Here is a 25,853-nt window from a genome sequence, read left to right as displayed (position 1 = left end):
TTCGGGCAGTCCAGAGACTGACTATGACCTTGATCACCCTGCGCAATCTCGGCGTCACGCTGGGCGCACCGCTCTTTTCCGATCTTTCCTTCTCCCTCGTTGCCGGCGATCGCCTCGGCCTCGTCGCCGCCAATGGCCGCGGCAAGTCGACCTTGCTGCGCTGCCTTGCCGGCCTGGTCGAGCCGTCCGCTGGCGAGATCATCCGCTCGCGCGGCCTGCGCATCGGCCATGTCGAGCAGGATGTTCCCCCGCAACTGCTCAGTCGGCCGGTCGACCAGCTGATGCTCGACGCCCTGCCGGCCGAGCAGCGCGAGAGCGAGCACTGGCGTGTCGAGGTCGCGCTCGATGCACTCGCTGTGCCCGAGGAGCTGCGCCGGCGCCCGCTCGGGGAGTTGAGCGGCGGCTGGCAAAGGCTCGTCCTGCTCGCGCGTGCCGGCGTCGCCGAGCCGGACCTGCTGCTGCTCGACGAGCCGACCAACCATCTCGATCTCGCGCGCATCGGCCTGCTTGAAAGCTGGCTCGCCGGCCTGCCACGCGACATGGCCGTGATCCTGTCGAGCCATGACCGCGCCTTCCTCGACATGGCGACTGGCAAGACGCTGTTCCTGCGCCAGGAGCATTCGCAGCTCTTCGTGCTGCCCTATTCGCGAGCCCGCGTCGCGCTCGACGAGAGCGACGCCGCCATGGCGCGCCGCAACGAGCGCGATCTCAAGGCCGTCCAGCACATGCGGCGGCAGGCGGCGAAGCTGGGCAATATCGGCATCAACTCCGGCAGCGATCTCCTGCTGAGCAAGACCAGGCAGCTGAAGCGACGCGCCGACGAACTCGAAGCCGTGGCCCGCCCCGCCCATCGCGAGCGCTCGGCCGGAGCGATCAGGCTTGCCGGTCGCGGCACGCATGTCAGGGCGTTGATCGCGCTCGACGATGCCGCGGTCGAGACGCCGGACGGACGGCTGCTGTTCAGGAGCGGCAAGCGCTGGATCAGCCCCGGCGACCGCATCGTGCTGCTCGGCTTGAACGGCGCCGGCAAGTCGCGCTTCATCGCCATGCTCCACAAGGCGATTGCAAGCGGCGATCAGCCCGGCATCAAGCCGACGCCGTCGCTGGTGCTCGGCCATGCCAGCCAGAGCCTCGCCGAGCTGCCCGATGTCGACACGCCGCACGGGCTGATCAGCCGGCGCTTCGATATCGGCGACCAGTCGGCCCGCGGCCTGCTCGCCGGCGCCGGCATCGCCATCGACCGCCAGACCGGCCCGATCGGGGCGCTTTCGGGTGGGCAGCGCGCGCGGCTCGCCATGCTGGCGCTGCGCCTCGCCAGGCCGAATTTCTACCTGCTGGACGAGCCGACCAACCATCTCGACATCGAGGGGCAGGAAGCGTTGGAAGCCGAGCTCACCGCCGGCGAGACGAGTTGCCTGCTGGTCTCGCATGATCGCAGCTTCGTCCGGGCCGTCGCCAACCGCTTCTGGTTGATCGACAGGCGGCGGCTGCTCGAGGTCGACGATCCCGAAGCGTTCTTCGCGGAGGCCATGGCGGGCGCGGGCTAGCTGCAACCCTGAGCGCACGGCCGGTGTCCTGCGCCAGCTTCATGGCGCGCATTCGCCGCGGTGCACCGGCTTGTGCATCGCGGCGGAGGCGCTATCTCTCGGGTCCGGCCGTCAGGGCCAGCCGCCACAAACCCGCCTTGCCCGCTGCGTGCGAGCACAACCCGACAAGAGTGCTGATGTCGTTTGGCCCGCACGAGCCAGGGATGCCGCTGCGCAAGCGCAGCCGCTGGTGGTGGCTCGGCCCGCTCGCCTCCTCGGTGATCTTCGTCGCCTCGCTGGTGGTGCTCTACTACATCGTCCGCGAGATCGAGCCGGGCGAGCTCGCCCGCGCCTTTGCCAATGCGAGCCAGCGCCAGCTCCTGCTCGCGCTCGGCTTCACCGCGCTGAGCTATCTGCTGCTCACCGGTTATGACGCGGTGGCGCTGCGGCGGCTCGGCCTGTCGATTCCCTATCGGACGACGGCGCTCGCCTCCTTCACCAGCTATTCCGTCGCGTTCACGCTCGGCTTTCCGATCGTGACCGGCGGCACGGTGCGCTATTGGATCTATTCGGCCAAGGGCGTGCGCGCCTCCGAGGTGGCGAGCCTCACCGTGATCGCCGGCCTGACCTTCTGGCTCGGCCTCGGCATGATCCTCTGCGCCAGCCTGTTCTATGCCACGGATTCGGTTGCGCAGCTGGCGCGGACCTCGCCGCTGGTGGTCCAAGCGGTTGGCGCTGCCGTCGCGCTGGGTACGGCGGGCTATCTTTTCTGGGTCGCGACGGGCGAGCGGACCTTGCGGGTCCGCGGCTGGAACCTGCCGCTGCCCGGCCTCGGCGTCACGCTAACCCAGATGCTGCTCGGCGCCGCCGAGGTCTGCGCTGCCGCCGCGGTGCTCTACGTGCTGCTGCCGGGCGGCCACAACCTGCCCTATGAGAGCTTCCTGGCGGCTTACATCTTCGCCTGCCTGATCGGCATCGCCAGCCATGCGCCGGGCGGGCTCGGCGTTTTCGAGGCGACCATGCTGATCGCGCTGAGCCGCCTGCCCTTCGAGCAGGTGCTCGGCGCGTTGCTGCTCTTCCGGATCATCTACTATATCCTGCCCTTCATCCTGGCGCTGGTGCTGCTGGCGCTGAACGAGATGATCCGGCGCATCAGGCGGCACGAGCTTTAGCCGGCCTCCGGTCGCAGGCGGCGCATGCTTGCTCATGTATGTCGCCGCATCTCGTTTCCTGGCCGATTTCAGTCGGACGGAAAGCAGGCTATGAGCCTTGCTTCGCGATGATTGCGTGGAAGGCAGGAGCCGCATGAACGCTTTGGTCGATCCCCAGGCGCCGGTGACGGCAGCGCTGATCGAGGCCATCGGCGTCCCCGCCGTGCTGCTCGATCCGCAGGGCGTGATCCAGGCGCTCAGTCCGACAGCGCCGGCTTTGATCACGGCACTCGCCAGGGGCAAGCCGCTCGCCCTCGTGATGCGCGATCCCGATCTGATCGATGCGATCGAGCAGGTCTCGCGTCATGGCGGCCGCCGGGCCATCGAGCTGATCGAGCGCGTGCCCGTCGAGCGCACCTTCCGCATCCATATCGCTGCGCTCGCCGGGAGTGGCTGGCGCCGGGCCGTGCTGCTGACCTTCGAGGATCTCAGCGAACAGCGCATGACCGAACGCATGCGCGTCGATTTCGTCGCCAATGCCAGCCACGAATTGCGCACGCCGCTCGCCTCGGTGCTCGGCTTCATCGAGACCCTGCAGGGCCCGGCCCGCAACGACACTGCCGCCCGCGACCGCTTCCTGACGATCATGCGCGAGCAGGGATTGCGCATGGCCCGCCTCGTCGACGACCTGCTCTCGCTCTCGCGCATCGAACTGCGCGCGCATCTCGCGCCGGAGGCGCCGGTCGATCTCGCCGGCATCGCCCGCGAGATCCTTGACTCGCTCGTCCTGATGGCGCGCGAGCGCGAGGTGACGCTGAAGCTCGACGTGCCGCAGCAGCCCGTCACCGTCGCCGGCGACCGCGACGAATTGCTGCGGCTGATCGAGAATCTGGTCGAGAACGCGATCAAATACGGCCAGCGCGGCGGCGAGGTCGATATCGTCGTCGGGGTGTCCGACGGCGAGGCGAGCCTCAGTGTACGCGATGACGGGCACGGCATCGCACCGGAGCACCTGCCGCGCCTGACCGAGCGCTTCTATCGCGTCGATACCGCCGCGAGCCGCGAAGCCGGCGGCACGGGCTTGGGTCTGGCCATCGTCAAGCACATCGTGCTGCGCCATCGCGGCCGTCTGACGATCGAGAGCGTCGTCGGTCAGGGCGCGACCTTCAGGGCGATCCTGCCGCGCCTGCCCGAGCCGGTCCGTTAACGATTTGTGACGACGGCGGGGGCGCTTTCATGACTGTCTGTCATGCAGCTGTCATATAGCCGGTGTTCTAGCAGGGTCGCTGCACTTGCGACCCAGAGAGGACATCTCATGCGCAAAATTCTCATTCTCGCGGCCGCTGCCGTCGGCCTGTCGGGCGTTGCCCAGGCTGCCGACATCACCGGTGCCGGCGCGACTTTCCCGTTCCCGATCTACTCCAAATGGGCCGAGGCCTATAAGAAGGAGTCCGGCATCGGCCTGAACTACCAGTCGATCGGTTCGGGCGGCGGCATCCGCCAGATCAAGGCGAAGACTGTCGCCTTCGGCGCCACCGACGCTCCGCTCAAGGGCGAGGACCTCACCAAGGACGGCCTGATCCAGTTCCCGACCGTGATGGGTGGCGTCGTTCCGGCGGTCAACATCGCAGGCGTCGAACCCGGAAAGCTCAAGCTCTCGGGCGACCTGATCGCCGAGATCTATCTCGGCACCATCAAGAAGTGGAACGACCCGAAGATCGTTGCGCTGAACGGCGACCTGAAGCTGCCCGACGCCAACATCAATCCGGTCTACCGTTCGGACGGCTCGGGCACGACCTTCGTGTTCACCGATTACCTCTCGAAGGTCTCGGCCGACTGGAAGTCGAAGATCGGCACCAACACGGCCGTCCAGTGGCCGGTCGGTATCGGCGGCAAGGGCAATGAGGGCGTTTCCGCCTCGGTCAAGCAGGTCGCCAACTCGATCGGCTATGTCGAATACGCCTATGCCAAGCAGAACAAGTTGGCCCACGCCCTCGTCAAGAACGCCGACGGTAACTTCCCGGCTCCGGACGACAAGGCCTTCCAGGCCGCTGCCGCCAACGCCAACTGGAACGAGGCTCCCGGCTTCGGCATCTCGCTGAACAACCAGAAGGGCGCCCAGGCCTGGCCGATCACCTCCGCCACCTTCCTGCTCGTGCATGCCAAGCCCGAGAAGCCGGAAGAGGTGCAGGCCGCGCTGAAGTTCGTCGACTGGGCCTACAAGAGCGGCGACCAGCTCGCCCTCGACCTCGACTACGTGCCGCTGCCGGCCAATGTGAAGGATCAGGTCCGCAACGCCTGGAAGGGCGTGACCGACCCGGCGGGCAAGCCGATCTTCTGATCGCTCCCGTCTTCCTTCTCCCACCCATCTCGGGCTTGCCCGAGATGGGCAAGCCAAGGTGCCAAAATCGGCAATAGCCGGTTTTGGTGCGGGAGAAGGTGGCCCACAGGGCCGGATGAGGGGTCGCGCGACGCTTGTCGTCGGCGGCCCTTCGAGCGAATACGGGGACGCGTTACGCGACCCCTCACCCCAGCCCTCTCCCGCAAGGGGAGAGGGGGTCTGCCGGAGCCCCTGTAGATGACCGCAGCAACCGACTTCGACCACACGCTGACGGCCCCTGTCCGCAAGACCCCGAAGGGAACCTTCGATCTCGTCTTCCGGAATGCCAGCTTCCTGGCGGCCCTGTTCGTGCTGGTGCTGCTCGCCGGCATCATGGCCTCGATGGTCATCGGCGGCTGGCCGGCCTTCCGCGAATTCGGCTTCGGCTTCATCACCTCGAGCGTCTGGGACACCCAGAACGAGCAATACGGCGCCTGGCCGGCGATCGTCGGCACCTTGTCGACCGCGCTGATCGCGCTCGTCATCGGCGTCCCGCTCTCGCTCGGCATCGCCGTCTATCTCACCCAGCTCGCGCCGGCCTGGTTCAAGCGCCCGGTCTCCACCGCGATCGAGCTGCTCGCCGCCGTGCCCTCGATCATCTACGGCATGTGGGGGCTCTTCGTCTTCGTGCCGCTGTTCGCGGCCTATGTGCAGATCCCGGTCTCGAACATCGTCGAAGGCATCCCGCTCATCGGCACGGTGCTGTATTCGCGCTCGCCCTCGGGGCTCGGCATCCTGACGGCGGGCATCATCCTCGCCTTCATGATCATCCCCTTCATCGCCTCGATCACCCGCGACATGCTGGAGCAGATCCCCTCGGTGCTGCGCGAGAGCGCCTATGGCATCGGCGCGACGACCTGGGAGGTGGTGCGCCATGTCCTGGTGCCGCAGGCCGGCGTCTCGATCATCGGCGCGATCATGCTGGGCCTCGGTCGTGCGCTCGGCGAGACCATGGCGGTGACCTTCGTCGTCGGCAACGCCAACCGGCTCTCGGCCGCGATCATGGATCCGGGCTCGACCATCGCCTCGCGCATCGCCAACGAGTTCAACGAGGCGCTCGGCCTGCAGCTCAACGCGCTGATCGCGCTCGGCTGCATCCTTTTCTTCGTCACCTTCGTCGTCCTCGTCATCGCGCGCATCCTGGTGTCGCGCGTCAAGGCTTACTGAGCGGGTCCCGACCATGAGCATGACGACATCGCCGACCACCCGCCCGCTGCCCCACGCTCCCTGGGGCCGCGTCCGCCAGTCGCGCCGCACCGCCGACAAGGCGATGCGGATCATCGCCGCGGGCTTCACCTTCATCGCCATCTTCGTGCTGTTCTGGATCCTCGGCATGCTGATCGTGAAGGGCATTGGCGGCTTGTCCGTCGCCACCTTCACGCAGACGATGCCGGGCCCAGGCAGCGAGGGCGGCGGCCTCGCCAACGCGCTCGTCGGCTCGGTCGTGCTGACCTTCCTCGGCATCGCGGTGGCGACGCCGATCGGCGTGCTCGCGGGCACCTATCTCGCCGAATACGGCAAGGGCTCGAAGCTCGCCGACCTGATCCGCTTCATCAACGACATCCTGCTCTCGGCTCCGTCGATCCTGATCGGCCTCTTCGTCTACGTGATCATGGTCGAGCCACTGGGCGGATATTCCGGCTGGGCCGGTGGCGTCGCGCTCGGCATCATCGCGATCCCGGTCATCGTGCGCACCACCGAGGACATGCTGCGGCTCGTCCCCGGCTCGCTGCGCGAGGCGGGTTCCGCGCTCGGCGCGCCGCCCTCCGTCGTCATCACCTCGATCACCTGGCGGGCGGCAAAATCGGGCATGGTCACCGGCATCCTGCTGGCGCTGGCCCGTATCGCCGGCGAGACGGCGCCGCTGATTTTCACCGCGTTGAACAACAATTTCTGGTTCTCGCCCAATCTCTGGGGCGGCGTCTCCAACCTGCCGGTGACGATCTACCAGTTCGCCTCGGCCCCTTACGAGAACTGGCAGGAGCTCGCCTGGGCGGGATCGCTGATCATCACCGTCTCAATCCTCGTGCTTTCCATCATCGCCCGGCGCATCGTGCGCGGCGGCAAGTGAACAGCGTCCGATCGGAAGGACCATGCAGATGCTTTCGACCCTGGAATTGAGCCCGCAGACGCTGGACGTCGACGCTCCCGTCCGCATCGCCGTCAAGAACCTCGATTTCTACTACGGCGAGCACAAGGCGCTGAAGAACGTCAATCTCGATTTCCGTGACCGCCACGTCACGGCGCTGATCGGCCCGTCGGGCTGCGGCAAGTCGACCCTGCTGCGCATCTTCAACCGCATCTATTCGCTCTATCCCGAGCAGCGGGCGACCGGCGAGGTCATGCTCGATGGCCGCAACGTCATCTCGAACCAGGTCGACGTCAACGAGCTGCGCTCGCGCATCGGCATGGTCTTCCAGAAGCCGACGCCGTTCCCGATGTCGATCTACGACAACGTCGCCTTCGGTATCCGCCTCTACGAGAAACCGCCGAAGTCGGAGCTCGACGATCGCGTTGAGGGCGCGCTGCGCCGCGCCGCGCTCTGGGACGAGGTCAAGGACAAGCTCAAGGCCTCGGGCATGGGCCTCTCCGGCGGCCAGCAGCAGCGCCTCTGCATCGCGCGCACCATCGCGCAGAAGCCCGAGGTCATCCTGTTCGACGAGCCGACCTCGGCGCTCGACCCGATCTCGACTGGCAAGATCGAGGACCTGCTCGAGCAGCTCAAGACCGACTTCACCATCGTCATCGTCACCCACAACATGCAGCAGGCGGCGCGCATCTCGCAGTACACCGCCTTCATGTATCTCGGCGAAGTCATCGAGTTCGCCGCCACCAACACGATCTTCATGAACCCGCACAAGAAGCAGACGCAGGACTACGTCACCGGCCGTTTCGGCTGACGCCCTGAAATCGTCGGCCAGCCCCGAAGGATACGCCCCGATGTCCGACCATATCGTCCGCTCCTACGACGCCGATCTCGAGGGCCTGCGCCGCAGCCTCGCCGAGATGGGCGGCATGTCCGAGCGCATGCTCGGCGATTCGACCGTGGCGCTGGTGCGCCGCGATACCGTGCTCGCCCAAAAGATCATCAGCGCCGACCAGCGCCTCGACAACCTGCAGCGCGACGTCGAGGAGAAGGCGGTGCTGACCATCGCCCGGCGCCAGCCGCTGGCGAACGATCTGCGCGAGCTGATCTCGGCGATCCGCATCGCCGCCGATATCGAGCGGGTCGGCGACCTCGCCAAGAACATCGCCAAGCGCGCCGTCGCGATCTCCGGCCAGTTCTCGCCGCCGCACCGCGCTGTCGTCGGCCTCGAACATATGAGCCGCCTGGTCCAGGCCCAGCTCAAGGACGTGCTCGACGCCTACGCCGCCAGCAACGAGCAGAAGGCGATGGAGGTCTGGCGCCGCGACGACGAGATCGACGCGCTCTACACCTCGCTGTTCCGCGAACTCCTGACCTACATGATGGAGGACCCGCGCAACATCACCTTCTGCACGCACCTCCTGTTCTGCGCCAAGAACGTCGAGCGCATCGGCGACCACACCACCAACATCGCCGAGACCATCCATTACCTCGTTACGGGTCAGTCGATCGATGAGACCCGGCCCAAGCTCGACACCACCAACATTCTCGTCGACCTGCCGGCGGCCAATGGCTGAGCTTGGCAGAGGTTTGAACGGACGCTGACATGCCCGCACGCATCCTGATCGTCGAGGACGAGGAGCCGCTGACCCTGCTGCTGCGCTATAATCTCGAGGCCGAAGGCTTCGAGGTCGACAGCGTGGCGCGCGGCGACGACGCCGAACTGCATCTGCGCGACCACACGCCGGATCTCGTCCTGCTCGACTGGATGCTGCCCGGCCTCTCCGGCATCGAGCTCTGCCGGCGTCTGCGCACAAGGCGCGACACCGAGCGCGTGCCGATCATCATGCTGACGGCGCGCGGCGAGGAGACCGAGCGTGTGCGCGGCCTTGCCACCGGCGCCGACGACTATGTCGTCAAGCCGTTCTCGTTGCCCGAACTGATCGCGCGCATCCAGGCGCTGCTGCGCCGCGCCAAGCCCGGCCATGTCGCCGGCCTGCTTGCCGCCGGCGATCTCGAGCTCGACCGCACGACGCGGCGTGTCCGCAGGGCCGGTGCCGAGCTGCATCTCGGGCCGACCGAGTTCCGCCTGCTCGAATTCCTGATGCAGGCGCCGGGCCGGGTCTATTCGCGGGCGCAACTGCTCGACGCCGTCTGGGGCCGCGACGTCTATATCGACGAGCGCACCGTCGACGTCCATGTCGGGCGCCTGCGCAAGGCGATCACGCCGGCCAATGCCAAGGATCCGCTCCGCACCGTGCGCGGCGCCGGTTACGCCTTCGACGAGACGTTTGCGCGCGCCTGACACCTCCGTCAGCGCGGCGCTGCAACGATGACCGCTGCGCCGGCGAGGCAGAGCGCGGCGCCGGCTAGGTCGTAGCGGTCGGGTGCGACCTTCTCGACCAGCGCCATCCAGACCAGCGACGCGATGATATAGACGCCGCCATAGGCGGCGAAGGCGCGCCCGGCCGCGGGGCTGTCGACCAGGGTCAGCAGCCAGGCGAAGGCTGCGAGCGAGACCAGGCCCGGCAGCAGCCACCAGACCGGCTTGTCCAGTTTCAGCCAAACCCAGAAGGCGAAGCAGCCGGCGATCTCGGCCAGCGCCGCTCCCGCATAGATCGCGATCGTAGCCATTACGTGCCCGGCCCGAAGGCTGCCGCGAGCCGGGCGAAGACAGGGCGGTAAGCCTCGGACGCCAGCGGTGTCAGCGATTGGGCCTCGTCGAAGGTGAACCAGCGGATTTCGCTGTGCTCGTCATTGCTGATCTCGGGTTCGCCTGCCCATTCGCCCACGGTGAACAGATGCCAGAGCGCGGGAGTGACGCCGTCCGTCTCCGTCGTCTCGATGGTCTCGAAGCGGCGGAAACCTGTCGGCGTGACGCCGATCTCCTCCTGGAGCTCGCGGACAAGGGCTGCCTCGGCGCTCTCGCCGGGCTCGACGTGACCACCGATCGTGTCCCAGCAGGATGGGCGGTTCCAGCGGTGCGCGGCTCGCAATCCCAGCAGGAGCCGCCCCTCCCTGATCGGCAGGGCACAGGCGTATTCGATCGGGCTAGATCCGGGGATGTTCATGGATGCCTCGTGCATCGAGCCTGGCTTCGACGAAAAAAGCCGGCCTTTCGGCCGGCTTCCGCTATTCTGGCAGTCTCGCGTCAGTTGCTCAGGCGCGAATGACCTTGCGGTCGCGGCGCCGGTCGGCCGCCGGCTGGTAGGCGATACGGGCGTGATAGGCGCAATAGGGCATTCCGGTCGCGCTGCGGCCGCCGCAGAAGCGGAATTCCGGGGTGGTCGGATCGCCCATCGGCCAGCGGCACATATACTCGCGCAGCTCCATGATCGTGACCCGCTCGGAGAACGGCACGACCACATCCTCGGACGGAGCCGGCTCGCGCGCGACCTGTGCCTCGGCCTCGATCTCCGGCGCGAACTGCGGGGCGAGCGCGGTATTACCGCGGGTCAGGCCGCCGCCACTGCTGTGGTGGCCGGCCGGGTGGCTCGGCGGGCGAGCCACCGGCTTGCGCGGGCGCGGTGTCGCCGAACCCGGGCTCTTGGCGCGGCCCGACAGTCCAAGGCGATGCACCTTGCCGATGACGGCGTTGCGCGTGACGTTGCCGAGCTCGGCGGCGATCTGGCTCGCGCTCAGGCCGTCGTTCCAGAGCTTCTTGAGCAGCTCGACGCGTTCCTCGGTCCAGGCTCCGGCTTCGGTCATGGAGTTGCACCTGTCTTCGTCATGTCCCGCTGGCACGCCGGCGAGGCATAGGGAGAGATCATGGCGGAATCCGATACCGGCAGCGCCCGTTGCTAAACGGAAGCCGTTACGCCCGGAACTGACGATACTGGAGACGCCGCACGAGATGTCGTATCTGACGAGGGAGACCATACAAGATGGCCTGACTCGGCCACAAGAGTCGCCGAATCGTAATTCGGCTTTTCCCCAGCCAATCACTGCAAACGGCGAAACGGTGAGTCTATTCGGCAACGCTGCCGCGAGGTCAGCCGCAATTGACAGGGCGGGGCCGGTTTTGCATAGTCGCCTCACGCAGCCGCCCCCATCGGGCGGCGCTTATGTTTTTGAGCGATCGGGATTTTCCATCGATGCGGCTTGACGCGCGACGAGACGGCGGGAACGGCCAGCGACGATAATGTCGCCGGCGGGTCGCATCATGCCGGCATCATGCCGAAAGCGCTCCGCATCTCCGTTCCCGATCTGAGGTTCCGCGCTTCCTCCCTGTTTCGCCGCAAGGATTTCGCTCCATGAGCACCGCTCCCGTTTCCGCCGCGTCCTCCGTTCTCCTGCCGACCTATGCCCGCGCCCCGATCGCTCTCGAGCGCGGCGAGGGCGCCTGGGCGATTGCCACCGACGGCCAGCGCTATCTCGATTTCGGCGCCGGCATCGCCGTCAATTCGCTCGGCCATGCCCATCCGCACCTGGTCGAGGCGCTGACTGCCCAAGCGCAGCGCATCTGGCACACCTCCAATCTCTACACGATGCCCGACGGCGAGAAGCTGGCGCGGCGGCTCTGCGAGGCGACCTTCGCAAGCCGTGTCTTCTTCACCAATTCGGGCGCCGAGGCGAACGAGTGCGCGATCAAGATGGCGCGCAAGTATCACGCCGCGAAAGGCCATCCCGAGCGCTATCGCATCATCACGTTCGAAGGCGCCTTCCATGGCCGCACGCTCGCGACCATCGCCGCCGGCGGCCAGCAGAAATACATCGACGGCTTCGGTCCGAAGGTCGACGGCTTCGACCAGGTGCCCTTCGACGACGAGAAGGCGCTGAAGGCGGCGATCGGGCCGGAGACCGCTGCGTTGATGATCGAGCCGATCCAGGGCGAGGGTGGCCTGCGCTCGGTGCCGATGCGTGTCCTCAAGCAGCTGCGCGAGCTTTGCGACGAGCATGGGCTGATGCTGATCTTCGACGAGATCCAGACCGGTGTCGGCCGCACCGGCAAGTTCTTCGCCTATGAGCATTACGGTGTCGCCCCCGACATCATGTCGATCGCCAAGGGCATCGGCGGCGGCTTCCCGATGGGCGCCTGCCTAGCCACCGAAGAGGCGGCCGCCGGCATGACGCTCGGCACGCATGGCACCACCTTCGGCGGCAACCCGCTCGCCATGGCGGTCGGCAATGCCGTGCTCGACATCATCCTGGCGCCGGGCTTCCTCGACCGCGTCCAGAAGACGGCGCTGCGTCTGCGCCAGTCGCTGGCCCAGCTCAAGGACCACCATCCCGCCGTGATCGAGGAGATCCGCGGCGAGGGGCTGATGCTCGGCCTCAAGCTCAGGACACCGAACACCGATTTCGTCGCCCAGGCGCGGGCAGCCGGCCTGCTCGTGGTCGCTGCCGGCGACAATGTCGTGCGCCTGCTGCCGCCGCTGATCATCGGCGAGAGCGAGGTTGCCGAAGCGGTGGCGCGGCTCGACAAGGCGGCGGGCGCGGTCGAGGCCGAGCTTGCCCGGCCGGCGGCGGAATGAGCATGGGGGCTCCAGTGCGTCATTTTCTCGACCTTTCCGATTTCTCCGCCGGCGAATTGCGCTCCATCCTCAGGGCCGGCGAGGAGATCAAGGCCCGTCGGCGTACGCCCGACGCTGCCGGCGACCGCCTACTCGAGGGCAAGGTCATCGCCATGATCTTCGAGCAGCCCTCGCTCCGCACCCGCGTCTCCTTCGATGTCGGTATCCGCGAGCTCGGCGGCTCGCCGATGATGGTGACCGGCCAGGAGATCGAGCTCGGCGAGCGCGAGACCATCGCCGACACCGCCCGCGTGCTCTCGCGCTATGTCGACGCGATCATGATCCGCATGCTCGACCATGACGCGGTGGTCGAGATGGCGAAATACGCCACCGTGCCGGTGATCAACGGCCTGACCAAGCGCCAGCACCCCTGCCAGGTCATGGCCGACGTCATGACCTTCGAGGAGCGCAAGGGCTCGATCAAGGGCAAACGCATCGCCTGGACCGGCGACACCAACAATGTCCTGACCTCCTGGGTCCATGCCGCCGGCCGGCTCGATTTCGAGCTGGCCATAGCGACGCCGGAGGAGCTCGCGCCCCCGCCTGCCCTGCTCGATTGGGCCCGCGAGCAGGGCGCGAAGCTGCAACTGACCAGTCGGCCCGAAGCTGCGGTCGAAGGCGCCGACTGCGTCATCACCGATTGTTGGGTCTCGATGGGTGATCAGGAAGGCACGCGCCACAACCTGCTGCGGCCCTATCAGGTCGACGAACGCCTGCTCGGCCGCGCCGAAAAGGATGCGATCTTCATGCACTGCCTGCCGGCGTCGCGTGGCGAGGAAGTGACCGATCAGGTCATGGACGGCCCGCAATCGGCCGTTTTCGACGAGGCCGAGAACCGGCTGCATGCCCAGAAGGGCATCCTGGCCTGGTGCTTCGGCGCGGTGGCGGCCTGATGGCCGAAGCCTCGCCAGTGGGCGCGCCCGACGACCGGGTGCTGCCCTTCGCGGTGCCGGAGCTCGATGTGCGCGGCCGGGTCGTCAGGCTCGGCCCCTCGCTCGACCAGGTCCTCGAACGGCACCATTATCCCGAGCCCGTCGCGCGTGTTCTCGCCGAGGCTGCGGCGCTGACGGTCATGCTCGGCACCACGCTCAAGGGCGAAGGCCGCTTCCAGCTCCAGACCAAGAGCGACGGGCCGATCTCGATGCTGGTCGTCGACTTCAACGCGCCCGACTGCTACCGGGCCATGGCCCGCTACGATGCCGATGAGCTGGCGGCTGCGATCGACACGAATGCGGTCTCGACCGGCGAACTGCTCGGCAAGGGGCATCTCGCCATGACCGTCGACCAGGGCTCGGAGGCGACACGCTATCAGGGCGTCGTCGCGCTCGACGGGCAGAGCCTGGAAGAAGCCGGCCACCAGTATTTCCGCCAGTCGGAGCAGATTCCGAGCCGTATCCGCCTCGGCGTCGGCACGGTCCTGACCGGCAGTGGCCTGGCCTGGCGTGCAGGCGGCTTGATCGTCCAGTTCATGCCGAACTCGCCCGATCGAATGCGCGCCGCCGATCTCCATCCCGGCGATGCGCCGGAAGGGCACGAGATCCTCGCCGCCGACAATGATGACGGCATCAGCGACGACGCCTGGGCCGAGACACGCTCGCTGGTCGGGACGGTCGAGCATCACGAATTGCTCGATCCTTTGCTGGAGAGCGAGCGCCTGCTCTACCGGCTCTTCCATGAGCGCGGCGCCCATGTCTTCGAGCCGGTCGCGGTGCACGAGGCCTGCCGCTGCTCGCGCGAGCGCGTGCTCGGCATGCTCAACGGCTTCTCGGCCGACGACCGCAAGGCGATGATCGCCGATGACGGCACGCTCGGCGTCACCTGCGAGTTCTGCTCGCGCCGCTACAGCTTCGACCCGGCCGAGGTCGAGGTGGAGATCTCGGCGGGGCAGTGATGGCTCCCCTTCTCCCCTTGCGGGAGAAGGTGGCGCGAAGCGCCGGATGAGGGTCTCGCGACGACTGCCGATTTGCACTTGTGAAATGCGGACTACGGAGAGGGGTGTGCGACCCCTCATCCGTCAGCGCTGCGCGCTGCCACCTTCTCCCGCAAGAAGGAAGGGCCTACGCCCTGCACTCGTCCATCAGCCGGCGCATGAAGGCCTCGCCCGCCGCGAACTGCTCCAGCGTGATGTACTCGTCCGGCTGATGCGCTTGGTCGATCGAACCCGGGCCGCAGACGATGGTCGGCAGTCCCGCGCGCTGGAAATGCCCGGCCTCGGTGGCGTAGGCGACAGCGATCGTGCTGTTGCGCCCGGCGAGACGCATGACCAACGTCTCGGCTTCCGAACCGGGATCGGGCGCCAGGCCCGGCACATCCGAGCTCATCACCGTCTCGATCGCCGCCGACTGCGCGGTCTTGCGCATGCGCGCCAGCACCTCCTGCGACAGCGTGGCGAAACGAGCCGGCACCGCCTCGGGGTCCGAGCCCGGCAAGGTGCGCACCTCCCAGGCGAGATCGCAGCGATCGGCCAGGATGTTGCGGGCAATGCCGCCATGGAATTTGCCGATATGGACTGTGTCGTAAGGCGGGTCGAAGCGACCGCTCTCGTCGAGCTGGCCTTCGTGCTCGTCAGCCATGGCGACGAGGCCGGCGGCGAGCCGCGTTCCGGCATGGACCGCGCTGGCGCCGAGATGCGGCTTCGAGGAATGCGCCGCAAAGCCGGTGATCGTGGTGAAGAAGGTGCGGATGCCCTTGTGCGCATCGGCGAGTTCGAGCGAGGTCGGCTCGCCGACGATGATGGCGCGCGGCTTGGGCAGGCTCTTGCCCATCGCGGCGATACCATCGACCACGCCGAGGCAGGTCACCTCCTCGTCATAGGAGAAGAACAGGTGGATCGGCGTCTTCAGGTTGGCGCTAAGGAAATCCGGCACGAGCGCCAGCGCCAGCGCGACGAAGCCCTTCATGTCGACCGAGCCGCGGCCATAGGCGCGGCCATCCTCGACATGCAGGGTGAACGGATCGCGCGACCAGGCCTGGCCTTCGACCGGCACGACATCGGTGTGGCCGGAGAGCGCGATGCCGCCTTTGTCCTGCGGGCCGATCGTGGCGAACAGCGCCGCCTTGTCCCCTGTCGCATTTGGAAAGCGCACCGACGGCACGCCCCAGCCCGTGAGATAGTCCTCGACGAAGGCGATCAGCTCGAGATTGGATTTATGGCTCACCGTGTCGAAGGCGACGAGGCGGGCGAGCATGTCGAGCGGCTGGTAGCGCTGCCCGGTCGGGGTTGCGATATTCAATGCAAGACCTTCTTCACATAGGGCGAGTCGAGCGGGAAGAGCGGCACCTCGACATCGAAGATCACGCCGTCCTCGCCGAGCATGGCATAAAAGCCGCGCATGCTGCCGTCGGGCGTCATCAGCGGACAGCCGGATGTGTAGCTGAAGCGCTCGCCCGGTTGCAGCACCGGCTGCTGGCCGATCACGCCGTCGCCGCGGACCTCGTGCACCTCGCCGCGCCCGTCGGTGATGAACCAGTGGCGCGTCATCAATTGCACGGTGCGCGGCGAGAAGTTCTCGATCTCGATCGTGTAGGCCCAGAAATAGCGGCCCTGGTCGGGCGTGGACTCAGAGTCCATGAACTTGGGCGAGGCGGTGACGCGCACGCCATGCGTTTCGGCCTGGTACATGATTGCGGTTCCGTGCCGGCAGGGCGGAGAGGCCTTGTTATGACTTGGCTCGGCGTAGCGTCAATGCCGCCGGCCGGTTGTACTTGCGTGCCGGTCCGGCGGCGAGCGGGCATGTGGACAACGCGATGCCGGACTCGCCAGCAGCGTCCCGGCGCGGCAAGAAGAGCGACTGATCTCGCGGCGGACCGGCTTTGCGCCGCACTTCACAAGGTGGTCTGATAGCACCATGGCGACATCGCCCGACATGCTGGCCGAGACCGCGCCGGCCTCGCTCGCCGGCCCCACCGGCGTGCTGCCGCGCCAGGACATCCGCAAGCTCGTCCATCGCGGCATGGTCCGCTCGACCTCGGGTGCCTTCGCCGAGAGCCAGTACCAGCCAGCGAGCCTCGATCTCAGGCTCGGCCACAAGGCCTATCGCGTCCGCGCCAGCTTCCTGCCCGGACCGAACAAGAGCGTCGCGCAGATGCTCGCCGATCTCACCCAGGACGAGGTCTCGCTCGAGGAGGGCGCGATCCTTGAGAAGAACTGCGTCTACGTCGTCGAGCTGATGGAGTCGCTGCACGAATTGCCGGCGACGATCTCCGCCTTCGCCAACCCAAAGAGCTCGACCGGCCGGCTCGATGTCTTCACCCGCCTGATTGTCGACCGGAGCGAGGCCTTCGATAGCGTCGCAGGCGGCTATTCCGGCAAGCTCTACGCCGAGATCTCGCCGTCGAGCTTCTCGATCAAGGTCCGCAAGGGCAGCCGCCTCAACCAGCTGCGCTTCCGCCGCCGCAGCTCCGGCCAGGACGAGGCGGAAGGTTTTCGCGTCTCCGATCGAGAGTTGCGTGAGGTCCATCGGCGCACGGCTCTGGTCGATGGGCCGGCCGCGATCCGCAACGGCCTCCTGTTCAGCATCCATCTCGGCGATGCCGAGGGTGAGATCATCGGCTATCAGGCCCAGCGCTTTACCGACGTCATCGATGTCGACCGTGTCGGCGCCTACGAGATTGACGATTTCTGGACGCCGATCCCGGCCAAGCGCAAGCGGCTGATCCTCGACCCGCACCAGTTCTACATCCTCGCCTCCAAGGAGAGGCTGCATATCCCGCCGGCCTTCGCCGCCGAGATGGCGCCGATCGACCCGGCTATGGGTGAGTTTCGCGTGCACTATGCCGGCTTCTTCGATCCAGGCTTCGGCGTCGGCACGGACGGCATGCCCGGCAGTCGAGGCGTGCTCGAGGTCAGGAGCCACGAGGTGCCTTTCTTGCTCGAGGATGGGCAGGTGGTCGGTCGCCTGGCCTTCGAGCGCATGGCGGCCGAGCCGGACGCCCTCTATGGTGCAATCGGCACCTCGAACTATCAGGGCCAGGCGCTGAAGCTCTCCAAGCATTTCCGCAGCTAGCTTCGGGGTTCAGAACCGCTCGCTCTGCGCGGTCGCCTCAAGTCTTCGTTAGCCGCAGATTCCTGTTTCGCCAGGGAATGTTACCCATGCGGCAACCTTCGGGGCGACATGGTGGCGATTCCGTGTCAGATGGCAGCAAGCGCGGAGGACGCCGCCGGCCCCTGGCCTGCGGCGTGTTCATGCTTGTGTCACCAGCGGGGCGCAATTGACGGCTTCCCGCTCCATGGCTTTTGTGGCCAAACGTCTACAGGGAAAGGATTTCTCATGCGCGCCCTCATCATCGCCGGCGTTCTCGCCGCCGGCCTCGCCGGCTGCCAGTCCGTCGAGCAATCGGCGGCCGAGTCCGACCAGGTCTGCCTCGATGCCGGCCATCGCCCCGGCACCCGCGCCTTCGAGCGCTGCCGCAGCGAAGTGTTCCAGAGCTTCCGCCGCTCCAACGCCCAGGCCAGCAACGCGGTCGCGGCCGGCGTCGTCGCCGGTGCCGTCGGCGGCGCGGTCATCGCGGCGTCCTCCCGGCGCAGCTACGGCTACTATGGCTACGGCGGCTGTGGCTATTACGGCTGCTGGTAAGACGCCCCGCGTCTGAACCAAGCCGCGCCGGGCGACAGGGGCCCGGCGCGGTTTTTTGTCCACGGTCGGGAATCTCACCTCGACCGGCTTGCCGCCGGCAGCCCCGCCCGGCTATACGGGCAAGGCACGCGGGCGTAGTTCAGTGGTAGAACGTCAGCTTCCCAAGCTGAATGTCGTCGGTTCGATCCCGATCGCCCGCTCCAAGTTCTCCGATATCGTGTATTCCTCCCGCTTTCGGGATATCCCTGCGGCACGAACGCAGCTTCCGGTTGATGCTGTGCGGCGCTAGATTGCGCATATGAGCGCATCTCCGCAGATCGATAATCAGGATGCCGCCCCGGCCTCCCGCATCGGCCTCTGGTTGCTCGGCGGCGGCTTCGGCCTGCTGCTGGTGACTGGCCTGCTGCTCTGGTGGCGCGAGGGCGATCGTCTGTTCACCGACGGGCTGATCGCCGCGCTCCTCGCCTGCTTCTGAGCGGTGCTTCGCCGCATTCGAGGATGTCCCCTGTGAACCGCCGCCTGCTCCTGCCCCTGCTGGTCTTCGTGCTTGGCGCCGCCGCGCTCGCCGCAGCCGCCTTCATTACCTTCGCGTCGGGCTCCCGTCAGGGCGGACAGAGTCTTGCCTCGAGTGTCGGCGGGCCGTTCATGCTCACCACCGGCGAGGGCAAGACGCTGACCGACAAGGATTTGCGCGGCGCACCCTTCCTGGTCTTCTTCGGCTTCACCCATTGCCCCGACATCTGCCCGACCAAGCTGTTCGAGATTTCGGAGGTGCTGCGGGCGGCCGGAGCCAAGGGCGAAAAGCTCAAGGCGCTCTTCGTCACGGTCGATCCCGAGCGCGACACGGCCGAGACGATGAAGAGCTATCTCGGCTCCTTCGATCCGCGCATCGTCGGGCTGACCGGCGAGCGCGCCGCGATCGACGCGACGATCAAGGCTTATCGCGCCTATGCCCGCAAGGTGCCGCTCAAGGATGGCGACTACACCATGGACCATACCGCTTTGGTCTACCTGATGGACAAGAATGGCGGCTTCGTCGGCGCGTTCAATATCGAGCGCCCGCCCGCAGAGGCGGCGCAGGAATGGCTGCGCCATCTCTAGGCCCAGCGCAGGCTAGGTGCGACTGCGATAACGGGAGGAGCGCGCGAGGCCGTGCGTCGTCTTGTGCCAGCCGAACCGGTCGTGGAAATAGTCGTAGAGCGCGAGCCAGGCTGCAAGCGAGGCGAGCAGATGGTAGATCGGCAGGCGCGGCAGCCAACGCCACAGGTCGGGCGCGCCGCGCCGCCAGGCGCCGAGCGCAGGCACCAGGAAGACGGCGCAGATTCCACTTCCTGCCAAGCCGAGCGCAAGCGAGGAACACAGCAGCTCCACCGAGTTGCTGGGAGAAAGCAGCGAGCCGTCGAGCACCGCCAGCACCGTCGTCGCGATGAACAGCGGGTAAAAGAGCGTTCCGAGCAAGGTGCCCAGCACCAGCGCCAGAAAGGTCAGTGTGGCGGTGGCACCGGCCTCGCCCAGGAAGCGGCCAGGCCGTAGCAGATGGCTGATCAGCGTCTGCAGATAGCCCTTGAGCCAGCGCCGGCGCTGCTTCAGCCAGGCTGGCACGCGGTGCGGAGCCTCTTCGAGCGTGCTGCAGGGCAGGTCGGCCATATAGCCGCCGGCCCGGATAAGGCGGAAGCCGATGTCGGCATCCTCCGTGACGTTCCAGGGGTCCCAGCCGCCGACACGGCGCAGAGCTTCAGTCCGGAAATGGTTCGAAGTACCGCCGAGCATGATCGGCAGGCCCGATTGCAGCAGGCCGGGATTGAGCACGTCGAACAATCCGGCGTATTCGAGCGCGAAGCAGCCGCTGAGCCAGCTGTCGTCGGGGTTGTCGATGACGAGGCGGGCTTGCAGGCAGACGAGCTCGGCGTCGGAGCGCAGGAAGCGCGCCGCGGCCAGTCGCAGCTGCCGGGAATCGGGGACATCCTCCGCGTCGAAGATGGTGAACAGCTCTCCGCGGGCCTCGGCGAGTGCCCGGTTGAGCGCGCGCGGCTTGGTCTGTGGAAGGCCGCGCGGGATGATCATGACCTGCATGAAAGGTGGAAGCTCGCGGGCCGCAAGGGCGCGGCGCAGGCGCCAGTCGATTTCCTCCACGAGGATCCGGATGTCGAGCTTGGCCGCAGGATAGTCGATGGCCGCCAGCGCGCCGATCAACTGGTCGAGCACCGCCTCCTCACCAAAGATCGGAACGGCTACGGTGTAGACCGGCAACCGGCTATCGTCGATCTGCCAGCGATGCTCACGCCAGAGATCGACCGGTGCCTTCTCCATCAGGGCGGCGAGCCGCAGGACCACGGTGGCGAAGAAGAGCGGGCCCAGTACCAGAGCCACGCTGATCAATGTCATGACCGGTGCCAGCATGCCGATCGCGCCAAGGAAGCCGACGAGGAGAAGGGCCAGGAACTTCTGAGCCCAGTTCGTGCCGGTCCGGGCGCTGAAGCGTTGAAGTCCGGCTTCATCCATCCAGGCCGCTTCGCAGGCGAGGGCTCCGGCGTTGGTGCGCCGCATTTCGGCCGCCAGTGTTGCCGGCGTCAGAACCACGAGATCCCGGCGGGCATAAGGGTCGGCCGCGAGGAAACGGCGCAGCGCCGGCCCGGGGGGAGGCGCAACCGCAAAGCGCACTGCACTTTGAGGCCGAGCGATCGTGGCGGCCATGCCTTCGCGCAGGATCGCCGAAACGTCACCGCCAGGTTGCAAAGGCGGCGAGCGGGCTTGGAAACGGAGTTCGAGCTCGGCCGCCAGCGCCTGATAGAATTGCTCTTCCGTGACAAGACCCGAGGCGATGACCTGCCGGCTTGGAGAGACGCCAATCCGTTCCGAGACCCTGGCGGCCTCCTGCAATTGCGCAGGTGGAACACCTTGCCCGGCCAAAAACGCGATCTCTGCAGGCAAGCCGAACGCGTATGCCCGGCCTGCGCCGACTTGCGGCCAAGCTTGAGCCCCCATCCCAGTCCCCCAGCCGCAGCCGATGGCTCCTTTAACCTGCAGCAACTTATGGTTGCTTATCGTAACGTCAGAGTCGAGTCGGGAGCGGTTGGATCGGAGCGAGACCCTGAATCCGCTGCGGACATCGCGAGCGAGGGGTGGAAAACACTCAACAATCATTTGTATGCAAATGAGGTGAGGCCGTTAACCCAGACGGCGGCAGTCGATACCCCGCAGATGTCGCCAGTTAGGAGGTGGGACACCTTGCGCTCCATGCCTCGGCCGGGGCGGCCCAACACTTGCCAAAAATTCTTATTTTTAGGCCGTATTTGCTCCGCGCGCAGCGATTTTGGCTCAACCTCATTTCGCAGTTGCGAACGGCTTTTGGCGCGATAGTCTCGCTTCCTCGCTGCGGCCTGCCGTTTGCAATTCGTCGGTCTCAAATCGCTTGACAAGCTTCGACTCCGTTGAGATCGTTGTTTGCATACAAATGAAATTTGGACGCGAACGTCCGGCCTGCTGCAACGATAACGATCGGCGGCGTGCCTCAATGGGAGAGTGACATGACCGCTCGGCTTGGCCTGACTTCGTTCAACCGTTTCGCGGCCGTGGCCGCTGCGGCCGTGCTCACTCTGCAGGCGCCGGCCCGCGCCGAGGAAATTTCCGTCACCCAATGGGGCGCGAGCCTCTATGGCGCGCCCTATGCGGTGGCGATGGAAAAGGGCCTGTTCAAGCAGGCCGGCATCGACATCACCGGCATCATCGGCTCGGGCGGCGGCGGCACCACGGTCCGCAACATCCTGGCCAGCGCGACGCCCTATGGCGAGGTCGCGGTCTCCGCTGCGCTCGCCGCCAAGGCGCAGGGGCTCGACCTGATCATTGTCAACACCGGCACGCGCAGCGTCGCCGAGGCCTCGATGGTCGTCATGCCGAACTCCGAGCTCAAGGGCGTCGAGGACCTCGCCGGCAAGAAGGTCGCGATCACCTCGCCGAAATCCGTCTCGGAAATGCTGCTGCTGATGGTGCTGCGCGAGAAGGGCGTCGACCAAAGCAAGGTCCAGCGTGTCGCGGCCGGCGGCTATGTCCCGGCCCTGACCATGCTCGAGCAGAACGCGGTCGTCGGCTCGGTGCTGATCGAGCCGCTCTCGATCATCCGCAAGGACAAGTACCGGACGCTCTACAAGGCCGGCGAGATCCTGAAGCCGATGACGACCTCGGTCGGCATCACCACGCGCAAATTCGCGCAGGAGAATCCCGAGAAGCTCAAGGCGATCATCGCCGGCCGCCGCGCCGGCGTGCAGGCGATCTACAAGGACCCGGCCGAAACCGCCAAGATCATCGAGAAGCTCTACAAGCTCGATCCGCCGATCGCCAAGGAAGCGGTCGACAACATGATCGGGCCGAAGATGTGGAGCGAGGGCGAGTTCAACCTCGCCGAGCTCAACCGCATGGTCGACGGTCTCAAGCTGATCGGCGAGGTCAAGACCGACGTGGACTGGGCGACCGTCCTCGACAAGTCCTACCTGCCGGCCGACCTCCAGGCCAAGCAATGAGCGCGGCGCCGGGGGGCAAGGTCGTGCCGCTCGCGCCCCAGGCCGCCGTCGCCCCGGCCCATGCCAGGCTGCGCGGCGTCACCCGGGTCTTCGAGCTGCCGAAATCGACGCTGCATGCGCTCGGCCCAGTCGACCTCGACCTGGCCAAGGGCGAGTTCTTCTCGGTGGTCGGCCCGTCCGGCTGCGGCAAGTCGACCCTGCTCGATATCCTCGCCGGCCTGAGCGAGCCGCAAGCCGGCACGGCCGAGTTCGAGGGCAAGCCGATCAGGGGCGTGCCCGATGGGGTCGGCGTCGTCTTCCAGGAAGACGCGTCGTTTCCCTGGCTCAGCGTGCGCGACAATGTCGCCTTCGGCCTGCGCCGTGCCGGCGTCGACCCGGCTGAGATCACGAGGCGGGTCGACTATGCCGTCGGTTTCATGGGGCTGAAGGACTTCGCCGGCTCCTATCCCGCCCAGCTCTCCGGCGGCATGCGCCAGCGCGTCTGCATCGCCCGCACCCTCGTCCTGCAGCCCAGATTGATCCTGCTCGACGAGCCTTTCGGCGCGCTCGACCAGCAGACCCGCCTGCTGATGGGCGACGAACTGCTCCGGCTCTGGCGCGAGACCTCCGCCACCGTGCTGCTCATCACGCACGCGCTCGACGAGGCGGCGATGCTATCGGACCGCGTCGGCGTGATGTCGACAAGGCCCGGCACCTTCATCGATTTTGTCGAGACCGGCTGGGAACGGGACCGCGACAGCCGCGTGGTTTCGACCCCGCATTTCGGCGACATCACCGCCCGCCTCTGGGAAAAGCTGCGCATCGAGGCGCTGAAGATCATGTCGGCCGGAAAGGCCTGAGCCATGTCCGAGAAATGGCTGCGCGTTGCGGTCGTCGCCGCGATGATCCTGCTGGTCGAGGCGCTCTGCCGCGTCGACATCATCCCACGCATGGTGATGATCGCCCCGTCCGACATGGTCGTCGAACTTGGCAAGATCCTCGCCTCCGGGCAGTTCTCGGCCGATATCCAGATTACCTTCACCAATATCGCGATCTCGACCGTGCTCTCGGTCCTGCTCGGTTTCGCGGCCGGCGTGATCATCTACTCGCTGCCGAGCCTGCGCGATGCGATCGAGCCGCTTCTGGCGAGCTACTACGCCGTCCCGACCTTCGTCTTTTATCCGATCTTCATCACCCTGTTCGGGGTCGGTTCGGCCTCGATCATCGCGATCGCCGTGCTGCTCGCCATCGTCTCGATGATCACCGCGACGCTGAACGGGCTCGACCGCATCCCGCGTGTGCTGCGCAAGACCGGCCAAATCTACCGGATGTCGCGGGTCAAGACCGCGCTGTTGATCGAGTTGCCGGCGGCGATGCCCTATCTCTTCACCGGGGTGAAGCTCGCGGTCGCCTATTCCTTCATCGGCGTCATCGCCTCGGAGTTCATCCTGTCGGGCGCTGGTGTCGGCTATGCCATCGCCTATGCCTACAACCTGTTCGAGAACGGGCACATGTACGCGCTGATGCTGCTCGTCCTCATCGTCGTGACCGTCGTCAACACCCTCCTCAACATTGTCGATCGGCGCCTCCAGGCGCGCCGGCAGCGGTGAGCCTCATGCCAAGATCCGCCGGCACGCTCCTCGTCCTCCTCGCGTTCATCGTCCTCTGGCAGGGCCTGCACCTTCTGGTCGGCGCCTCCTCGCTGGCCTCGCCGGTGCAGACCGTCGCCAAGCTCGCCGCCTTGCTCGCGACCGGCGAGTTCTGGCTCAACGTCTCCGAGACGATGCGCGCCTTCATCGCCGCCTTCGCGATCTCGCTCGCCGGCGGGATCGCACTCGGCATCGTGCTGGGGGTCCGCAAGCTCGCCGGCAATGTCGCCGAGCCGATCCTGACGACGCTCTACTCGATCCCCAAGGTCGTGCTCTATCCGCTGGTGCTGCTCTGCTTCGGCCTCGGCATCTCCGCCAAGATCGCCTTCGGCGTCATGCATGGGCTGATCCCGATCACGCTGTTCTCGATGAACGCGATCCGCCAGATGAAGCCGGTCTATCGCCGGACCTCGCAGGTGATGCGGCTGACGCCTTCGCAGAACGCCCTCACCGTGATCATGCCGGCGATCCTGCCCGAGATCATCTCCGGCGTCCGGCTCGGCTTCTCGCTGACGCTGCTCGGCGTGCTGATCGGCGAGATGTTCGCCTCGCAGCGCGGCCTCGGCTTCCTGCTGACCAGCGCGATCAATATCGGCCAGATCGACACGATCATGGCGATCACGCTGCTGCTGACCGTCTTCGCGGTCACCTGCAACACCTTGATGATGCGCTTCGACCGGCGCCTGACGCACCGCTAAAGCGCCTTACGGCGCTTGCGCCGGGCGTGCCGGTCATGCAGGTTGCGGCGACTCGTCCCGCTCGCCGCGGGCTGCGCCCTGCATTGGAAAAGCCATGAACCTTCATCATTTCGGCGCGGCCGCCGTCCTCGTCGCCCTGCTGGGCGGGTGCGTTGCGCGCGAGGAGCCTATCGCCGTCTCGGAGCCCGCTCCGGTGCGGACCCGCGTCGTGCGGACGGCACCGCCGCCGGATGGTGGCACGCTCGATCTCGGCCTGCCTCCGGCCCGTGAGGGTGGGCCGGCCTATGTCCGCTCCGGCATGAACAGCACGACCCGGCAGACCGACTTTTACGGCAGCGGCGTCCTGCCTCAGGGCTTCTGAAGGCAGCCTCGCGCGGTATGACCCCGGCGGCGTGGAGATCCGAGATCGGCTGAAGGCCCTGGCCGATCAGCGTCGTCGGTTCCGCTACCGGCACCTGCACATCCTGCTGCGCCCGCGAGCTCGATGCGCTCATCGCCGTCCGCGGCCGGCCGCTCATGGTCGTCAGCGACAACGGCACCGAACTGGCCTCGCGGGCGGTCCTGCAAGGCAGGAGGACCAGGGCGTCGAATGGCACGATATCGCACCGGGCAAGCCCATGCAGAACGGGCTCATTGAGAGCCTGAACGGCTGCTTCCGCGCGGATAAAGCGCTCGGGCCGGAGCTAGTCTGTCGCCGAAACAACCTGGCCCCGCTGCAATTCCTCGGGACTTTCGAGACTGAGATTTGCTCTTATGCTGCCGGTCAGGCGAACCGGAT

Annotated in this window: 28 protein-coding genes, 1 tRNA gene and 1 pseudogene; 24 read left to right on the top strand and 6 right to left on the bottom strand. The window is 66.7% G+C overall.

The annotated features are described in order from the left end of the window. Window positions 1–23 precede the first annotated feature (23 nt). The 9 genes from ACSQ24_RS26075 (at window position 24) to phoB (ending at window position 9,448) form a co-directional block, all read left to right on the top strand. Window positions 24–1,547, top strand: coding sequence for an ABC-F family ATP-binding cassette domain-containing protein (locus ACSQ24_RS26075; protein WP_436097498.1), 1,524 nt, complete (start codon window positions 24–26; stop codon window positions 1,545–1,547). 203 nt (window positions 1,548–1,750) lie between these two features. Continuing rightward, a complete protein-coding gene (locus ACSQ24_RS26070; RefSeq protein ID WP_436097497.1) occupies window positions 1,751–2,698 on the top strand; it encodes a lysylphosphatidylglycerol synthase domain-containing protein in 948 nt (315 codons plus the stop codon). A gap of 133 nt (window positions 2,699–2,831) precedes the next feature. After that, window positions 2,832–3,884: an ATP-binding protein gene (locus tag ACSQ24_RS26065; RefSeq protein WP_436097496.1), complete on the top strand. Its 1,053-nt coding sequence runs from the start codon at window positions 2,832–2,834 to the stop codon at window positions 3,882–3,884. Between the two features lie 108 nt (window positions 3,885–3,992). Beyond that, window positions 3,993–5,018, top strand: coding sequence for a phosphate ABC transporter substrate-binding protein PstS (gene pstS, locus ACSQ24_RS26060; protein ID WP_436097495.1), 1,026 nt, complete (start codon window positions 3,993–3,995; stop codon window positions 5,016–5,018). Window positions 5,019–5,255: 237 nt separating this feature from the next. Beyond that, on the top strand, window positions 5,256–6,224 hold the full coding sequence (gene pstC, locus ACSQ24_RS26055) for a phosphate ABC transporter permease subunit PstC (RefSeq protein WP_436097494.1): 969 nt from the start codon (window positions 5,256–5,258) through the stop codon (window positions 6,222–6,224). 19 nt (window positions 6,225–6,243) lie between these two features. Continuing rightward, complete coding sequence (pstA, locus tag ACSQ24_RS26050) at window positions 6,244–7,128, top strand: phosphate ABC transporter permease PstA (protein ID WP_436097973.1); 885 nt, start codon at window positions 6,244–6,246, stop codon at window positions 7,126–7,128. A gap of 22 nt (window positions 7,129–7,150) precedes the next feature. Then, window positions 7,151–7,957 (top strand): phosphate ABC transporter ATP-binding protein PstB, encoded by an 807-nt coding sequence (pstB, locus tag ACSQ24_RS26045; protein WP_436097493.1) that lies wholly within the window; start codon window positions 7,151–7,153, stop codon window positions 7,955–7,957. Between the two features lie 40 nt (window positions 7,958–7,997). Next, a complete protein-coding gene (phoU, locus tag ACSQ24_RS26040) occupies window positions 7,998–8,720 on the top strand; it encodes a phosphate signaling complex protein PhoU (protein ID WP_436097492.1) in 723 nt (240 codons plus the stop codon). Window positions 8,721–8,749: 29 nt separating this feature from the next. After that, entirely contained in the window at window positions 8,750–9,448 is a 699-nt protein-coding gene (gene phoB / locus ACSQ24_RS26035; protein WP_436097491.1) for a phosphate regulon transcriptional regulator PhoB, read from the top strand. An 8-nt stretch (window positions 9,449–9,456) separates the two neighbouring features. Here the strand turns inward: phoB and ACSQ24_RS26030 are convergent, their stop codons facing one another. The 3 genes from ACSQ24_RS26030 to ACSQ24_RS26020 all read right to left on the bottom strand — a co-directional run bounded on the left by ACSQ24_RS26030 (window position 9,457) and on the right by ACSQ24_RS26020 (window position 10,851). Next, window positions 9,457–9,777 (bottom strand): YnfA family protein, encoded by a 321-nt coding sequence (locus tag ACSQ24_RS26030; protein WP_436097490.1) that lies wholly within the window; start codon window positions 9,775–9,777, stop codon window positions 9,457–9,459. Further along, window positions 9,777–10,214 carry an NUDIX hydrolase gene (locus tag ACSQ24_RS26025; RefSeq protein ID WP_436097489.1) on the bottom strand — a complete coding sequence of 146 codons (438 nt, stop codon included), beginning with the start codon at window positions 10,212–10,214 and terminating at the stop codon, window positions 9,777–9,779. Before ACSQ24_RS26025 ends, ACSQ24_RS26030 begins: the two co-directional genes overlap by 1 nt. Window positions 10,215–10,302: 88 nt before the next feature. Beyond that, the gene (locus ACSQ24_RS26020) at window positions 10,303–10,851 is read right to left on the bottom strand and encodes a GcrA family cell cycle regulator (RefSeq protein ID WP_436097488.1); all 549 of its coding nucleotides are present in this window, start codon (window positions 10,849–10,851) and stop codon (window positions 10,303–10,305) included. Between the two features lie 393 nt (window positions 10,852–11,244). On the opposite strand from ACSQ24_RS26020, the gene ACSQ24_RS26015 reads away from it, so the two are divergent. The 4 genes from ACSQ24_RS26015 to ACSQ24_RS26000 are packed head-to-tail and all read left to right on the top strand — an operon-like array spanning window position 11,245 to window position 14,547. Beyond that, window positions 11,245–11,400, top strand: coding sequence for a hypothetical protein (locus ACSQ24_RS26015; RefSeq protein ID WP_436097487.1), 156 nt, complete (start codon window positions 11,245–11,247; stop codon window positions 11,398–11,400). Beyond that, window positions 11,397–12,617, top strand: coding sequence for an aspartate aminotransferase family protein (locus ACSQ24_RS26010; protein WP_436097486.1), 1,221 nt, complete (start codon window positions 11,397–11,399; stop codon window positions 12,615–12,617). Before ACSQ24_RS26015 ends, ACSQ24_RS26010 begins: the two co-directional genes overlap by 4 nt. Before the next feature lie 2 nt (window positions 12,618–12,619). After that, window positions 12,620–13,549: an ornithine carbamoyltransferase gene (argF, locus tag ACSQ24_RS26005; RefSeq protein ID WP_436097485.1), complete on the top strand. Its 930-nt coding sequence runs from the start codon at window positions 12,620–12,622 to the stop codon at window positions 13,547–13,549. After that, a complete protein-coding gene (locus tag ACSQ24_RS26000) occupies window positions 13,549–14,547 on the top strand; it encodes an Hsp33 family molecular chaperone (RefSeq protein ID WP_436097484.1) in 999 nt (332 codons plus the stop codon). The genes argF and ACSQ24_RS26000 overlap by 1 nt, the downstream gene beginning before the upstream one ends. Before the next feature lie 166 nt (window positions 14,548–14,713). Here ACSQ24_RS26000 and argE read toward each other — a convergent pair whose 3' ends face one another. Continuing rightward, window positions 14,714–15,883 (bottom strand): acetylornithine deacetylase, encoded by a 1,170-nt coding sequence (argE, locus tag ACSQ24_RS25995; RefSeq protein ID WP_436097972.1) that lies wholly within the window; start codon window positions 15,881–15,883, stop codon window positions 14,714–14,716. Between the two features lie 2 nt (window positions 15,884–15,885). Beyond that, on the bottom strand, window positions 15,886–16,278 hold the full coding sequence (gene apaG / locus ACSQ24_RS25990; RefSeq protein WP_436097483.1) for a Co2+/Mg2+ efflux protein ApaG: 393 nt from the start codon (window positions 16,276–16,278) through the stop codon (window positions 15,886–15,888). Between the two features lie 226 nt (window positions 16,279–16,504). On the opposite strand from apaG, the gene ACSQ24_RS25985 reads away from it, so the two are divergent. The 5 genes from ACSQ24_RS25985 (at window position 16,505) to ACSQ24_RS25965 (ending at window position 19,333) form a co-directional block, all read left to right on the top strand. Beyond that, window positions 16,505–17,662, top strand: a complete 1,158-nt coding sequence (locus ACSQ24_RS25985; protein ID WP_436097482.1) for a 2'-deoxycytidine 5'-triphosphate deaminase — start codon at window positions 16,505–16,507, stop codon at window positions 17,660–17,662. Between the two features lie 264 nt (window positions 17,663–17,926). Next, window positions 17,927–18,232 (top strand): hypothetical protein, encoded by a 306-nt coding sequence (locus ACSQ24_RS25980; RefSeq protein WP_126114519.1) that lies wholly within the window; start codon window positions 17,927–17,929, stop codon window positions 18,230–18,232. Window positions 18,233–18,360: 128 nt separating this feature from the next. After that, window positions 18,361–18,435: transfer RNA gene (locus ACSQ24_RS25975), tRNA-Gly, on the top strand. A 95-nt stretch (window positions 18,436–18,530) separates the two neighbouring features. Then, window positions 18,531–18,707, top strand: a complete 177-nt coding sequence (locus ACSQ24_RS25970; protein ID WP_436097481.1) for a hypothetical protein — start codon at window positions 18,531–18,533, stop codon at window positions 18,705–18,707. Between the two features lie 23 nt (window positions 18,708–18,730). Beyond that, window positions 18,731–19,333, top strand: a complete 603-nt coding sequence (locus ACSQ24_RS25965) for an SCO family protein (protein WP_436097480.1) — start codon at window positions 18,731–18,733, stop codon at window positions 19,331–19,333. Window positions 19,334–19,345: 12 nt separating this feature from the next. Here the strand turns inward: ACSQ24_RS25965 and ACSQ24_RS25960 are convergent, their stop codons facing one another. Next, the gene (locus ACSQ24_RS25960) at window positions 19,346–21,142 is read right to left on the bottom strand and encodes a glycosyltransferase family 2 protein (RefSeq protein WP_436097479.1); all 1,797 of its coding nucleotides are present in this window, start codon (window positions 21,140–21,142) and stop codon (window positions 19,346–19,348) included. 617 nt (window positions 21,143–21,759) lie between these two features. Between ACSQ24_RS25960 and ACSQ24_RS25955 the strand changes: the two genes are divergently transcribed. The 6 genes and pseudogenes from ACSQ24_RS25955 to ACSQ24_RS25930 form a co-directional block, all read left to right on the top strand. Next, the gene (locus tag ACSQ24_RS25955) at window positions 21,760–22,749 is read left to right on the top strand and encodes an ABC transporter substrate-binding protein (RefSeq protein ID WP_436097478.1); all 990 of its coding nucleotides are present in this window, start codon (window positions 21,760–21,762) and stop codon (window positions 22,747–22,749) included. After that, a complete protein-coding gene (locus ACSQ24_RS25950) occupies window positions 22,746–23,588 on the top strand; it encodes an ABC transporter ATP-binding protein (RefSeq protein ID WP_436097477.1) in 843 nt (280 codons plus the stop codon). The genes ACSQ24_RS25955 and ACSQ24_RS25950 overlap by 4 nt, the downstream gene beginning before the upstream one ends. A 3-nt stretch (window positions 23,589–23,591) precedes the next feature. Beyond that, on the top strand, window positions 23,592–24,338 hold the full coding sequence (locus tag ACSQ24_RS25945) for an ABC transporter permease (protein ID WP_436097476.1): 747 nt from the start codon (window positions 23,592–23,594) through the stop codon (window positions 24,336–24,338). A gap of 5 nt (window positions 24,339–24,343) precedes the next feature. Beyond that, window positions 24,344–25,075, top strand: coding sequence for an ABC transporter permease (locus ACSQ24_RS25940; RefSeq protein WP_436097475.1), 732 nt, complete (start codon window positions 24,344–24,346; stop codon window positions 25,073–25,075). 94 nt (window positions 25,076–25,169) lie between these two features. Further along, a complete protein-coding gene (locus ACSQ24_RS25935; protein ID WP_436097474.1) occupies window positions 25,170–25,436 on the top strand; it encodes a hypothetical protein in 267 nt (88 codons plus the stop codon). 110 nt (window positions 25,437–25,546) lie between these two features. Continuing rightward, window positions 25,547–25,734: pseudogene (locus ACSQ24_RS25930) on the top strand (integrase core domain-containing protein); the annotation flags it as partial. Window positions 25,735–25,853: the final 119 nt, after the last annotated feature.

Source organism: Allobosea sp. LjRoot237, from assembly GCF_964253285.1.
GTDB lineage: Bacteria > Pseudomonadota > Alphaproteobacteria > Rhizobiales > Beijerinckiaceae > Allobosea.
The sequence above is the reverse complement of the archived record's forward strand: the minus strand, read 5'-3'. Positions and strand labels throughout refer to the sequence as shown.